Below are 13,647 nucleotides of genomic sequence, written 5' to 3'. Positions count from 1 at the left end.
CGCGCGGTGCGCACGAAGCACTCGCGGCCGGAGGGGGCGCCGGTAACCGCTGGTGGCGGGCTTCGGTACCCCCGTCGGCCTACGGGCGTGCGTCCGGCGGTCTGCGAGAGTGCGTCCCGTGGCCTACGGGCGCCCCCCGCCGGCCCACGGGCGCCCGCCCGCCTACGCGCGGGCGAGCTGGCGGGACTGTGCCACCAGGCGGTCGGCGGTGTCCCACACCTCCACGTCCTCCTCCAGAAAGCCGCCCGCGAGGTTGCGGGTGGTGACGGCGACGCGGAGCGGGCCTGGTGCGGGGCGGGCACGGACGTGGACGGTGAGTTCGACGGTGGGCAGCCAGCCGGTGAGGCCGAGTTCGAATCCGGTGGGCGGCAGCGCGTCGACGGTCATCAGCAGCGAGAGCGGGTCGGGGTCGCGGCCGTCCGCGAGGGCGAGCCACGCCCGCATCTCGCCGCGCATGCTGGGTGCCCCCAGTGCCCAGCCGCAGGTCTGCGGGTCGAGCCGCAGGTCGAGCCTGTGTCCCATCTCGGGGACGGCGGCGGCGCCGTCCGGGTGGTCCGTGGAGCGGAAGCACTGTTCGCGGGGCGGTATGGCGGGCGGGCCGGCGCTGGTGCGGATGTCGTCCGTCAGTGCGCCGAGGTCGCCGTAGGTGGCCAGCACGCGGATGCGTTCGACCTCGGTGCCGCGCTCGTCCGTCTGGAAGAGGCCGGCGGAGGCCGTGGAGACGGTGCGGCCGCTGCGGGCGACGTCGGTGCGGATGGTGGCGGGCCCGGCGGCCGTGGCGGTCAGGTAGTGGGCCGTGATGGTGAAGGGGTCCGGGTGCGGGAGCGCTTGGCGCAGCGCACGGCCGAGGACGGCCAGCAGGTAGCCGCCGTTGAGGGCCTTGCCTATCGCCCAGCCCGGCGCGAGGTGCGTCTCGTGGACGCCGGGCTCGCGGGTGCTGACCACGGTGTCGCGGTCGAACTCGCTGGTGGCGGGGGTGAGGGGCGCCGGTTGTGGTGCAGCGGTGGCCTGAGAAGGAGCGTCGGACATGGTGGCACCGTACACCGCCTTGTTACTGGTGGGTAGGCGCGCCTGGGGTGGGCAACGTGGGGGTGTGACCGAGGTACGCGCCACAGGGGCAACGGGATGATCTTGAAGCCCTGATGCGCCCGGATCTACGTGCGGCGACGTTTGGCGGGGTCTCGTTCGGCGGCGTGCGGCGGGGTCTCGTTCGGCGACGTACCGGGTGTCGGAGTCGACGCCGGGCCGTGCGTATCGCTCCAGGGAGCGGACGGAGGCGTGGCGGGAGCGGGCCGCTGCCGCTGCCGCTGCCGCTGCCGCTGCCGCTGCCGCTGCCGCTGCCGCTGCCGCTGCCGCAGTAAACCCGGCATTTACTGCGGCAGCACCCTGGCGAGCCGTCAGGCGTGTCGACGGTCCGACAGCGGGATCGCTGCTGCCGCTGATCGCTGTACCGTCGGCCGAGCCCGGTACAGCCCTCAGCGTCACCCTGCGCTATGTGTCCGTTCGTCACGGTTGCGCGAGAGCGGAGCCTGCCTGGCGGCCTCCGGGTCGGCGGACCGTGTGTCTCCTGTCTCCACCCGGAAGGGGTATGTCCCGGCTGCGGTGAACGCGTCGTGGATCGGCCTGATGAGCGAGGTGAGGCGACGGACGCCGGCGTCGCCGATCGGCGTCCACAGCGCCGCGCAGTGCTCGTCGGTCTCGACCTCGATCTGCTCGCGCGCCGCGATGCCGGCATCGGTGGCGGTGCCGTCGGCGTCGAGCCAGCCGCGTGCGACGAGGCGTGTGGTTGCCGCGGCCACCTCCTCGTCGTCCCACAGCCGGGTGGCACGCGCGATCGCTTCCGGGAAGTGACCTGTCGCGGTTTGCAGCACGGTGCAGTCGCACGGCCCGAGGCCGCCCGCTGCGAGCACGGTGATATGCGCGTCGCCGCGCCACTCGCGCAGCACCGTGAGGTGCTGCCACAGCGCGACGAGCGGGTCGTCCGGGAGGGGGACCGAGGCGTTGGCGGCGGCCATCGTCTTCCCCGCGTGGTCGGCGCTCGCGACGACCGGGTCGATCAGCGATCGTGCCTCGGCGATCTGGTCGGCGGTGAGGCTCACGCCGACGCGCCGCAACGCACGGTCGACGGCTGTGAAGCGAGCGGCCTGCCACTCCTGTGGCGACGCTGTGTCCCAGACGCCTGCCATGGCCCGCACCGACCGCGGGCTGAAGTTGTAGAAGGCCGCGAGCGTGACCTGCCATGGGACTGCGCCCATGGGGGCTGACCGGAACGCGAAGTACGCCGGTCCGTACTCGGTCACGCCCAGCTTGGCGGCCTCTTCCGGTGCCTCGGGGATGAAGTAGACGAACAGGTGGGCCGCGTTGACGGTGAGGCTGACCTCGCGAACGGCGTTCAGGTCCGTGTCGGCGCGAGCGAAGGTGTTGGCGTGATGCATCGGGGTGGTCTCCCGGCAAGTGGAATGATCAAGGTCGTTCTTGGTGCGTCCGGTACGTCAGGACGGCTCTGGCGCGGTGATCCGTACGGAGATCGCGCCGAGTTCCCGCACTTCGATCCGGACCGTGTCTCCGGGTGCCAGGTAGGGGCGGCGGCCGGACAACTCCTGGATGCAGCCGGTGCCCACAGGGCCGCTGGCGATGAGGTCACCGGCTCGCAGTGAGGTGCCGCGCGACGCGTGCGCCAGCATCTCGCCGAACGACCAGTGGATCTCGTCCCAGCTGCCGCCGCCGTAATGCTCACCGTTGACGTACCCGTCCATCCGCAACGCATAGCCCCGGCCCGAGCGGTAGGGCTCCAGTTCGTCGGGGGTGACGAGGAACGGGCCGAGGCTGGTCGAGGCGTCCTTGCTCTTGGACGGGCCCAACACGAACCCCATCTCGCTCGCGGAGATGTCGCGTGCGCTCCAGTCGCAGTAGACCAGGTAGCCGGCGATGTGATTCTCCGCCGTGGCGGCGTCGAGGTTCGAGCAGTCCCCGGCGATCACCGCGGCGACCTCGACCTCGTAGTCCCACAACCGAGCGCCCGGGGCGATGGCGACCTCGTCGTGCGGCCCCTTGATCGCCGCCGGGTTGGAGAATGAGAAGAGCGGACACTCGTACCAGACTGGGCTGACCCTGCCGTCGCCGACGGCTGCCTTCCCCGCGTTACTGATGTGACGTTCGAACGCGGCGAAGTCCCGGACCGCCGGGGGTACCGGTATCGGTGCCAGCAGGTCGGCGGTGGCCGGCTCGACGATCTCGGTCGGTTCCCTGGTTGCGGCGGCCTCCAGCCCGCCTTCGGCGCGCAGCAGTTCCAACAGGCCCCCGCCCACGGCGTGGATCTTGTTGTCGCGCAGCACACCGCAGCGCGTGGAGCCGTCGGCGGAGCGGTAGCTGACCCACTTCACCGGGCAAGCACCTCCCGGGTGCGGCCGTAGAGGCGTCGTGCGTCGGCCAGGGAGGACGCCTGAAAGGCCGGGAGCTCCTTGACGGCGGTCTCGAAACGCCCGGCGCCGCCGAAGGCGGTCACGACCGGATGGGCGGCGCGGCCGAGCAGGCCGGCCGGGCCGTGGCTGAGCCGGCCGTGGCTGAGCTGGCCGTGGCTGGGCAGGCCGTGGCTGGGCAGGCCGTGGCTGAGTGGAGATCGGCTGCGGCAGGTCGGCGCGGAGTCGGACGCCGGGCCGTCGGCGGTCTTTGTACGCCTGGGGCGCTGGAACCGGGCGCCGGACTCGGCCTTGGCCCTGTCGGTCCCGACGGCCGCGACCCGGCCCCCACGCCCGATGCCGTCCGTGCCCCCGCTGATCTCGCTCGTCATCACGCGGCCACCGTCCGCGCGAACCTGACGATCTCCTCGACGAACAGCTCAGGCTGCTCCAGGGCGGCGAAGTGGCCGCCCGCGGGGATGTCGTCGTTGAAGTAGCGCAGGTCGCGATAGGCGCGCTCGGCCCAGATGCGCGGGGTACGCGTCAGTTCGTCCGGGAAGACGCTGACCCCGACGGGAACGTCCAGCTCGGTCGGAGCGAGCGGCTGCCGGGCGTACTCCCAGTAGAGGCGGGCGGAGGAAGCAGCGGTGCCGGTGAACCAGTACAGGGAGATGTGGTCGAGGATCTCGTCGGGGGTGAGGGCGTCGGGCCGGGCCCAGTCGAGGAACTTTTCGTAGATCCAGGCGGCCTGCCCGGCCGGGGAGTCGGTCAGGGCGTAGCCGATGGTCTGCGGCCGGGTGCGCTGCACGACGTGGTATCCGGAATGGACGGCAAAGAAGCGGCTGCCCTGTTCGAGTGCGGCCTTCTCCTCAGGAGCCGGGTCGTCGCCGACCGGTGGTGCGGCGAGGAACTCGGGGAAGTTGACGTGGATCGCCCGCAGGCCCGTCAGGCGCTGCGCCCCCATGCGGGTCGCGACGACACCGCCCCAGTCGCCTCCCTGGGCCAGATAGGAGTCATAGCCGAGGCGCCGCATGAGCACGCCGTACGCGCGGGCGATCCGGTCCGGGTCCCAGCCTGTCGAGGCGGGTTGGCCGGAAAAACCGTAGCCGGGCATCGAGGGGACGACGAGGTGGAAGCCGTGCTCGGTGAGCGGGCCGACGGTCTTGAGGAACTCCAGGAACGAGCCCGGCCATCCGTGCAGCAGCAACAGGGGGGTGGTGTCGGGGCGGGGTGAGCGTACGTGCATGAAGTGGAGGCCCAGACCGTCGATGGTCGTGCGGAACTGGCCCAGCTCGTTGAGCCGCCGCTCCAGATCGCGCCAGTCGTACCCGGTGGCCCAGTGCTCCAGCAGCTCCTCCAGGCGCTCCCGCCGCACCCCCTGGCTGCTGTCCGGCACTGTCTCCCGGCCGGCGAGGCGTACCCGGTGGAGCCGGTCCCTCAGATCCGCCAGGGCACTGTCCGCGACGTCGATACGAAACGGTGTCACGCTGTCCGATGTCATGGTCGCCACGGTGCGGCCGCGACGAGCGCGCAGTCCAATGATTGTTCCGGTACAGGTAATACAGGCTGCGTATAAGGCCAGTTAGAGTGGGGTGGTGTCCGAACACTTCCCCGCGCCTGTGGATCTCGATCTCCGGCTGGTGCAGTGCTTCACGGTGGTCGCCGAGTACCAGCACTTCGGCCGTGCCGCCGAGGCGCTGCACACCACCCAGCCGTCGCTGAGCCGGCAGATCCGCCGCCTCGAACAGCAAGTGGGGGTCCGCCTGCTCGACCGCACCACGCGCGGCACCCGGCTGAGCGAGGCCGGCGAAATTTTCCTGCCCCAGGCCCAGGGGCTGCTGCGCGCCGCGGCCGAGGCGATGGCCCGCACCCGGGCCGCGGCCCGGCCCAGCAGCATCACCGTCGGCTACACCAAGGGGCTGGTCATCACCGCGGCCGTGCGGGCCCTGCGGGACCGCGATCCCGATGCCGAGGTCCACACCCGCCTGCTCGCCTGGAACGACTCGCGCGGCGCGCTGCTGGAGCACCGCGTCGACGCGGTGGTGACGCGTCTGCCGTTCCCCACCGACCGGCTGCGCGTCACCGTCCTCCACGACGAACCGCGCGTGCTGGTCGTGTCCCGGGACCACCGTCTGGCCGGCCGGGAGTCGGTCACCCTCGGCGACATCGCCGGCGAGCCGATCCCCCACGTACGCCAGTCCGACCCGTTGCTGAACGCCTACTGGCGGCTCGATCCCCGGCCCGACGGGCGGCCCGCGCCCGACGGCCCCCTGGTCGAAGCCCTTGAGGACAAACACGAACTCATCGCCGCCGGGCAGGCCGTGGCCATCGGGCCGCCCCTCGACCATGCGACCGGCCTGCACCCCAGCCTCACCACCGTCCCGTTGCGCGGGGTCGAACCGAGCCAGGTCGTACTCGCCACGCGCTCCGGCGACCGCGGCCGTCTGGTCACCGCTTTCCGCAAGCATGCCGAAGCTCTGCTCACCGGAACCCACCCTGCGGGACCGGGTCCGGGTCCGGGACCGGGACCGGGACCGGGACCGGGACCGATCCGCACGACATGATCAGCGGCAGCTCCGCCCGCACCGCCGCGCGGTCGGCGGGCATGGGCGCCGCGCGGTCGGCGCAGGGGAGCCGCACGGTCGGCTCACGGACGCCGCATCGGCAGCCGCGGGTCAGCCGCTGCCGACCTGGCGGCCGCCGTTCTCCGGCTCCCTGGCAGCGTCCCCGTGCGTCGCCTGCGCGTCCACCGTCGCGCTCCTGCGGTGCCATGCGCGCGGGGCACGCCAGTTGTAGCGCAGGGCCAGCAGCCGCAGGAGGAACGCCAGCAGGGCCGCGCCCACCGTGGTGGAGGGGCGCACCTGGTCCAGGTGGATCAGCAGCGCGACCGCGCTGGAGCCCACGATGGCGGGCACCGCGTAGACCTCGCGGTCCCAGCGCAGCAGCGAGGGCACCTCGTTGGCCAGGACGTCTCTGAGCACCCCGCCTCCGGCGGCCGTCGCCAGGCCCATCACGACGGACGACGTGAGGCTGAGCCCGTACTCGTGCCCCTTGAGGGTGCCGGTCACGCAGAAGAGGCCGAGACCGGCCGCGTCGAAGACGCTGACCGCCTTGTTGATCCGCTCCACCTCGGGGTGGAGGAAGAAGACGAGGAACGCGGCGAGGAGAGGCGTGAGGAAGTAGCCGAGGTCGGTGAAGGCCGCCGGTGGTACGGCGCCGATGACGACGTCACGGAAGAGCCCGCCGCCCAGCCCGGTGACCTCGGCGAGGACGGCGATGCCGAAGACGTCGAAATTGCGCCGCACCGCGAGAAGCGCGCCGGAGATGGCGAAGACGAAGATGCCGGCGAGGTCCAGCCAGTGCTGGAGTGAGGGGCTGAAGAGGGAGTCCACGGGCACCTTTGTACCGCCCGGGCGGGGATGGCCGCGGCGGGCGGCTCCTGCCCCCCGCCCCGCCGCTCCCCTCCCCCGGACTCCGGCCGGAAGGTGCCCCCGGGAGGCTGCGCCGCCAGGCCGCCGGTCCTCGATCGCCGGACGGGCTGATCCCTCAGCCCGTCCGGCGATCGGGGGCGAGCGCGTCAGCTCGGTTCTTTGACGGTGGCGGCCGTACGCAGCAGCTTCGTGTCGCCGGGCTCCTGGTCGGGGGCGTTCTCCGGGTGGTGGCACGCGGTCTGGTGGCCGGGGGCCAGCGAGACGAGCGGCGGTTCCTTGGTCCGGCAGATTTCGGTCGCCTTCCAGCAGCGGGTGTGGAACCTGCACCCTGACGGCGGGTTCATCGGCGAGGGCACGTCGCCCTGGAGCAGGATCCGCTCCCGGCCCCCTTCGGCCTTGCGGCGCGGGTCCGGTACCGGCACCGCGGACAGCAGCGCCCGGGTGTAGGGGTGCATGGGCGTGTCGTACAGCGACTGCCGGTCGGTGATCTCGACGATCTTGCCCAGGTACATCACCGCGATCCGGTCCGAGACGTGCCGGATGACGGACAGGTCGTGGGCGATGATCACGTAGGTGAGGCCCAGTTCCTCCTGGAGGTCGTCGAGGAGGTTGACGACCTGCGCCTGGATGGAGACGTCGAGCGCCGAGACGGGCTCGTCGGCCACCACGAGCTTCGGGCTGAGCGCGAGCGCCCTGGCGATGCCGATGCGCTGGCGCTGGCCGCCGGAGAACTCGTGCGGGTAGCGGTTGTAGTGCTCGGGGCTGAGCCCGACCACTCCCAGCAGCCGCTGCACCTCCTTCTTGACCCCGCCCTCGGGCTGCACACCCTGGAGTTTGAACGGCGCGCTGATGATCGAGCCGACCGTGTGCCGGGGGTTCAGCGAGGAGTAGGGGTCCTGGAAGATCATCTGCACGTCGCGGCGCATCGGCCGCATCGCGCTCACGCCCAGGTGCGTGATGTCCCGGCTCTCGAACTCGACCTTGCCCGCGGTGGGTTCGAGCAGCCGGGTGATGAGGCGGCCCATCGTGGATTTGCCGCAGCCCGACTCCCCCACCACGCCGAGCGTCTCACCGGCGCGGACCTCGAAGTCGATGCCGTCGACGGCGAGCACGGCGCCGACCTGCCTCTTGAAGAGGCCCTTGGTGACGGGGAAGTGCTTCTTGAGGCCGCTGACCTTGAGCAGCGGTTCGCCCTCGCGCGGCTCGGTGAGGGTGCCCAGGGCGCCGGACTCGGCTGTGGCGCCGGCCGCGTCCTCGGTGGGGGTCTGCGGCTCGGAGCCCTCACCCGGGGTTTTCTCGGGGTTCGTCATCGGCTCGTCGTCCTCACTCACTGAAAGCTCACAGCTTCGGGGCAATCTCTTCGTTCCAGATGCGCTCCCGGTCCTCCTGCGCCATGTGGCAGGCGGACAGGTGCCCGGGCCTCACCTCGCTCAGCTCGGGCCGCGTGGTGCGGGTGATGCCGCCCTTGGGGACGTCCGCGTAGGGGCAGCGCGGGTTGAAGGCGCAGCCGTCGGGGACGTTGATGAGGCTGGGCGGCGATCCCTTGACGGGGATGAGGCGTTCGGCCCGGTCGCGGTCGATGCGCGGCATGGAGCCGAGCAGCCCCCAGGTGTAGGGGTGCTGCGGCTCGTAGAAGACCTGCTCCGCCGCGCCGTACTCCACGCACCGGCCGCCGTACATCACGAGGATGTCGTCGGAGAGTTCGGCGACGACGCCCAGGTCGTGGGTGATGATGATGACGGCGGAGCCGAACTCCTTCTGCAGGTCCCGGATCAGGTCGAGGATCTGCGCCTGGACGGTGACGTCGAGTGCCGTGGTCGGCTCGTCGGCGATCAGGAGTTCGGGGTTGTTGACCAGCGCCATGGCGATCATGGCGCGCTGGCGCATGCCCCCGGAGAACTCGTGCGGGTAGCTGTCCACCCGCTTGCCCGGCTCGGGGATGCCGACCCGGTCGAGGAGTTCGACGGCACGCTTGCGCGCGGTCTTCTTGTCGACGCTGTGGTGGACGCGGTACGCCTCCACGATCTGGTGGCCGACGGTGAAGAAGGGGTGCAGCGCGGAGAGCGGGTCCTGGAAGATCATGGAGATCTCGCGGCCGCGGAGCTTGCGCACGCTGTCGGGGTCGGCGCTGAGCAGTTCCTGGCCGTTCAGCCAGATCTCCCCGGACAGGTGGGGGCGCTGCCTGCCGTACTGGCCGACGGTGTGCAGCCCCATGATGCCGAGCGAGGTGACGGACTTGCCGGACCCCGACTCGCCGACGATACCGAGGGTCTTGCCCTTCTCCAGGGTGAAGGAGAGGCCGTCGACGGACTTGACGAGGCCGTCCTGGGTGGGGAAGTGCACCCGCAGGTCGCGGACCTCCAGGAACGCGGTGGGCGGCTCCTTGCTCAGCACCGGTTCGCCGGGCGCGGTCCCCGAACTCGTCAGGTCCGAGAGGGCGGCGCCCGAGACGCCGGCGTCCGAGGCGGCGCCCGCCGCGGCGCCGTCGACGGGCTTCGTCGGGGGCGTGTCGGCCTTGGTGACCTCGGTCCGCAGCGCCTCCGCCTTCGCGTCCTCGGGGGACGCGGGCGGCGTGGCAGACGCGGGGGCCGCAGCCGCCTCGGCAGCCTCGGGGGTCTTGCGGGACTTGCGGGACTTGTGCTCGTGGTCGGTCATCCCAGCCTCACTCGTGGATCGATCACGCCGTACAGCAGGTCCACGACGAGATTCGCGATGACAACGGCGGTTGCGGTGATGAGGGTGACCCCCAGGATCAGCGGCAGGTCGCGGTCGGTGATCGCCTTGAGCACGGCCTGCCCGAGTCCGGGGATGCTGAAGGTGGTCTCCGTCAGGATCGCGCTGCCCATCAGGGCGCCGATGTCGATGCCGAGCAGCGTCAGGACGGGCGTCATCGTGGAGCGCATCGCGTGCTTGCCGATGACGACGGGCTCCTTGAGGCCCTTGGCACGGGCGGTGCGGATGTAGTCCTCGCCCATCACCTCCAGCATGGTGGCCCGGGTCAGCCGGGCGTACATCGCGCCGAAGAGGAAGGCGAGGGTGATCCAGGGCAGGACCATGCCGCTGAACCACTTGGCCGGGTTGTCGCCGAAGGGGGTGAAGGAGTTGCTCACCAGGTCGAGCTGGTAGGCGAAGATCGCCAGCGAGACGAGACCCGTGAAGTAGATGGGCAGCGAGACGCCGGCCAGTGCGCCGGTCATGGCCAGCCGGTCCCACAGGGTGCCGCGCTTGAGCGCGGAGAGCACGCCGGCGGTCAGCCCGATCAGCAGCCAGATGACGGCCGCGCCCAGCGCCAGGGAGAGCGTGACCGGGAGGCGGTCGGTCAGAACGGGCCAGATCTCCTGCTCGGTACGGAAGGAGTAGCCGAAGCAGGGCGCCCCGCAGTGCGTGGTGGTGCCGCCGCCGGTGTAGTCGCGGCCGACGAAGAGGCCCTTGAAGAACTCGAAGAGCTGCACGAGGACCGGATCGTCCAGCTGGAGCTTCTCGCGTACGCCCTCGATGCTCTCCTTGTCGGCCTGCTTGCCGACGAACATGGTGGCCGGGTCTATCCCCGCCCACTTGGGGATCAGGAAGAAGATGCAGAAGACCGCCAGGATGATGACGACCAGCATCACTGCGACGGCGAACAGCCGCCTGATGAGGTATGTGAGCACTGCTCTCCGGCCGCCCTTCGGCGGCCCGGCCCGCTCCCGGTCAGGGAGCCGGCGGCCGGGCCGCCGCGGCGGCCTTCACCTGCCCTTCGTGCCAGCGGCGGGTGGCGCCGTCAGATGGTGATGTCGGTGGCGGTCACAGCGACCGGGAAGGTCACTTGACGCCGATGGACGCGAAGTCGTACCAACCGCTGAAGGAGTCGGCCGCGTAGACGTTGGTGAGCCGGTCGGAGCGCCACTGGACGACCTTCAGGTAGGTCAGCGGCAGGTAGTAGGCGCCCGCCATGACCTCCTTGTTGACCTCGGCGTACTTCTCGGCGGACTTCTCCGGGTCGAGCTCGGCGATGGCCTCTTCGAGCCCCTTGTCGATCTTCGGCTCGTCGATCAGGGCGTAGTTGTTGTTGCCGTTGTCCCGGATCTTGGAGCTGTGCCACAGCTCGATGCCGTACCCCTGACCGCTGGGGAAGTCGGGGCCCCAGCCGTAGAGGACCATCCCGTAGCCCTTCTTCTTCACGGTCGCCGGGTTGCCGACGATCGAGGAGCCCTGGGAGCCGTCGAACTGGTCGATCTCGACCTTGATGCCGATCTTCTTGAGCGAGGCCTGGATCGACTCGGCGGACTTCACGTCCGCCTTGTCGGTGTTACGGACGGCGAGCGTGGTCTTGAAGCCGTTCGGCTTGCCGCACTTCTTGAGCTCTTCCTTGGCCTTGGCGACGTTGGCCGCACCGCTGTTCTTGCGGATGCCGTACTGGTCGTCGCTCTCGTCGTGCCCGGGCACGACCGGGGGCAGCATGTTGACGGCCAGCTCGCCGCCGGCGGTCGGGCCACCGCGCGCGGTCTGGACCGACTTGTGGTCCGTGCCGTAGATGGCGGCCTTGCGGCAGTGGATGTTGTTGAACGGCTTCACGCTCTGCGGGAAGGCCACGTAGGAGATGAACCCGGTCTGCGGGTTGTCCACGTTGCCCTTGTGCTCCTTCAGAGCCTTCTGCCGGCCCTGGACCTCCATGCCGCGCTGGTTGAGGTCGAGGTCGGCGTCCCCGTTGAGCAGGCGCTTGTCGCGCTCGTCGGGGTTGGTCAGCAGCGTCACCTTGACCTTGTCGGGCAGCGCCTTGCGCAGCGGGTCCGACTTGCTGTCCCAGTGCTTGTTGCGCACCAGCAGCAGCGACTTGTTCGGGGTGTACGACTTGAACTTGTACGGGCCCGAGGAGAAGGGGTGCAGGGTGTACTTGGACTTGGTGTCCTTGTCCTTGCGCACCGGCGAGTTGGTCGGCATCGCCAGCATCTGCTCGAAGTCACCGTTGGGCTTCGGCAGGTGGAACTCGATCGTCTTCTCGTCGGGGGTCTTGATGCCCTCGAACTCGCTCTTCTCCTCGTACGGGCCCTTCCACTTGCCGTCCGGGTCCAGGACGTCCTTGATGTAGGTGGGGCCGCCCGAGAGGGTCTTCTGCGCCCACTGGCGCTCGATCCCGTACTTGACGTCCTGGGCGGTGATCGGCTTGCCGTCCTCCCACTTCAGGCCGTCTTTCAGGGTGTACTTGTAGACCTTGCCGTCGTCGGATATCTGCGCCTTGTCGGTGGCCAGGTCCGGCTGCAGGTCCACGCTCTTCTTGCCCGGCTTGGGGCTGTAGCTCACCAGCTGGCGGGCGTAGTAGCGGGCGAAGTCGAAGACGAAGCCGTAGTACATGCGGGTGGTGTCCCAGGAGTCGGCGTCCTGGACACCGACGAACTTCAGGGTCCCGCCCTTCTTGTTCGAGGCGTTGGCGACCTTGTTGACGCCCGCGTTGTACTCGCCGCCGCCCTCGCTGTCGCCGTTGCCGCCGCCGCAGGCCGAGGTGGCCAGCAGCGTCGCGGCGGCGACGGCCGACACCGCGGCCAGTCGGCGCCTCGATGTGCGTAGGGTTGTCACGTCTCGCAACCTCCGTGGTAGGTCACGGCCCGCACGAGCTGGGCGGGGCCGGGGTCTGGAATGGGGGGTCAACGGGTCCCCTTCGGGTCCAGTGCGTCGCGTACGCCGTCGCCGAAGAGGTTGAAGGCGAGCACGGTGATGAAGATGGCGACACCTGGGATGATCATGTACATCGGGTCCGACTCGTAGTACGTCACGGCGTCGGAGAGCATGGAACCCCAGGAAGCGGTGGGCGGCTTGACGCCCACGCCGAGGAAGCTGAGCGCGGCCTCGGTGAGGATGTTGGTCGGGATCATCAGCGTCATGTAGACGGTGATCGGGGCGACCAGGTTGGGCAGCAGTTCCTTGCCGATGATGTAACCCCGCCCCGCGCCCAGGCTGCGGGCCGCCTCGATGTACTCCCGCTCCCGCAGCGAGAGCACCTGGCCGCGGACGATCCGGCCGATGTAGGGCCAGCCGAAGAAGCCGATGACCAGGATCATCAGCAGCAGCCGTACCCCGGTGCCGGTCAGCCCGAGCAGGTCGTTGGGCATCACGGAGATCAGCGAGATGATGAACAGCAGCTGCGGGAAGGCCAGCAGCATGTCCATCACGCGGCTGATCAGCGCGTCCAGCCAGCCGCCGAAGTAGCCGGCGAGCGTGCCCAGGATGGTGCCGAAGACGACGGCGACGACGGCGGAGAGGAAGCCGACGAGGATCGAGACGCGGGCACCGTAGAGGATGCGGGCGAGGATGTCGCGGCCACTGACCGGCTCGACGCCCAGCAGGTGCTCGCCCGACATCCCGCCGAGCGCGCCCTTGGGGGTGGAGAAGAGCGGGTCGATCAGGTCCTCGTGGCGCTCGTTCGGCGACTGTCCCGTCAGCGCCGTCAGCAGGGGCGCGAAGACGGCGACCAGGATCAGCAGCAGCACGAAGGCGCCGCCGATCAGCGCCACCTTGTCACGCTTGAGCCTCTCCCACGCGATCCGTCCGAGTGAGCGGCCCTCGATCGCCTGTTCCGTCTTGGTCGGGGCTGGCTCCACGACCGCGGTTCCCGCAGGCGTTTCCTCGTGCAGTGGTGCCGTCATCGCTTTGGAGACCCCTTCTCGACCGGCAGTTGACCAGTCCACGCGCACCGCTGTAGCGGTCGAAACTTGAAGGACTATCGCAAGCCGCGACAACCGCCGGACAGTGCGGCGGCGACCGTGTGGCTCATGGCTCGGGAGTCTTCATCGCGGTCACGATCAGTCGCCAGACCTGCTCGTGAAAGGATGCGCAACTGTGAT

General features: G+C 70.1%; 12 protein-coding genes. 1 reads left to right on the top strand and 11 read right to left on the bottom strand.

Annotated features, from left to right (window positions below; genetic code table 11):
• Positions 1–162: 162 nt before the first annotated feature.
• From MMF93_RS23830 to MMF93_RS23810, 5 genes are all read right to left on the bottom strand, one after another.
• Entirely contained in the window at positions 163–1,029 is an 867-nt protein-coding gene (locus MMF93_RS23830; protein WP_242754669.1) for a thioesterase family protein, read from the bottom strand.
• A gap of 452 nt (positions 1,030–1,481) precedes the next feature.
• On the bottom strand, positions 1,482–2,435 hold the full coding sequence (locus MMF93_RS23825) for an SCO6745 family protein (protein WP_242754667.1): 954 nt from the start codon (positions 2,433–2,435) through the stop codon (positions 1,482–1,484).
• A gap of 57 nt (positions 2,436–2,492) precedes the next feature.
• Positions 2,493–3,383 (bottom strand): fumarylacetoacetate hydrolase family protein, encoded by an 891-nt coding sequence (locus MMF93_RS23820; protein WP_242754666.1) that lies wholly within the window; start codon positions 3,381–3,383, stop codon positions 2,493–2,495.
• On the bottom strand, positions 3,380–3,790 hold the full coding sequence (locus MMF93_RS23815) for a hypothetical protein (RefSeq protein ID WP_242754664.1): 411 nt from the start codon (positions 3,788–3,790) through the stop codon (positions 3,380–3,382). The genes MMF93_RS23820 and MMF93_RS23815 overlap by 4 nt, the downstream gene beginning before the upstream one ends.
• Positions 3,790–4,899, bottom strand: coding sequence for an epoxide hydrolase family protein (locus MMF93_RS23810; protein WP_242754662.1), 1,110 nt, complete (start codon positions 4,897–4,899; stop codon positions 3,790–3,792). Before MMF93_RS23810 ends, MMF93_RS23815 begins: the two co-directional genes overlap by 1 nt.
• A gap of 94 nt (positions 4,900–4,993) precedes the next feature.
• Between MMF93_RS23810 and MMF93_RS23805 the strand changes: the two genes are divergently transcribed.
• Positions 4,994–5,962: a LysR family transcriptional regulator gene (locus MMF93_RS23805; protein WP_242754660.1), complete on the top strand. Its 969-nt coding sequence runs from the start codon at positions 4,994–4,996 to the stop codon at positions 5,960–5,962.
• A gap of 111 nt (positions 5,963–6,073) precedes the next feature.
• On the opposite strand, the gene MMF93_RS23800 is transcribed toward MMF93_RS23805, so the two are convergent.
• The 6 genes from MMF93_RS23800 to MMF93_RS23775 form a co-directional block, all read right to left on the bottom strand.
• On the bottom strand, positions 6,074–6,796 hold the full coding sequence (locus MMF93_RS23800; protein WP_423835507.1) for a trimeric intracellular cation channel family protein: 723 nt from the start codon (positions 6,794–6,796) through the stop codon (positions 6,074–6,076).
• A gap of 179 nt (positions 6,797–6,975) precedes the next feature.
• Complete coding sequence (locus MMF93_RS23795; protein ID WP_242754656.1) at positions 6,976–8,139, bottom strand: ABC transporter ATP-binding protein; 1,164 nt, start codon at positions 8,137–8,139, stop codon at positions 6,976–6,978.
• Between the two features lie 28 nt (positions 8,140–8,167).
• Positions 8,168–9,484, bottom strand: coding sequence for an ABC transporter ATP-binding protein (locus MMF93_RS23790; protein WP_242754654.1), 1,317 nt, complete (start codon positions 9,482–9,484; stop codon positions 8,168–8,170).
• Positions 9,481–10,479, bottom strand: a complete 999-nt coding sequence (locus MMF93_RS23785; protein WP_114024049.1) for an ABC transporter permease — start codon at positions 10,477–10,479, stop codon at positions 9,481–9,483. The genes MMF93_RS23790 and MMF93_RS23785 overlap by 4 nt, the downstream gene beginning before the upstream one ends.
• 151 nt (positions 10,480–10,630) lie before the next feature.
• Positions 10,631–12,382 carry an ABC transporter substrate-binding protein gene (locus tag MMF93_RS23780; RefSeq protein WP_242754652.1) on the bottom strand — a complete coding sequence of 584 codons (1,752 nt, stop codon included), beginning with the start codon at positions 12,380–12,382 and terminating at the stop codon, positions 10,631–10,633.
• Between the two features lie 68 nt (positions 12,383–12,450).
• Complete coding sequence (locus tag MMF93_RS23775) at positions 12,451–13,449, bottom strand: ABC transporter permease (RefSeq protein WP_242754650.1); 999 nt, start codon at positions 13,447–13,449, stop codon at positions 12,451–12,453.
• Positions 13,450–13,647: the final 198 nt, after the last annotated feature.

This window comes from Streptomyces tubbatahanensis (assembly GCF_022699385.1).
Classification (GTDB): domain Bacteria; phylum Actinomycetota; class Actinomycetes; order Streptomycetales; family Streptomycetaceae; genus Streptomyces; species Streptomyces diacarni.
Note: the sequence above shows the minus strand (reverse complement) of the source record. Positions and strands in the feature narration are given on the sequence as shown.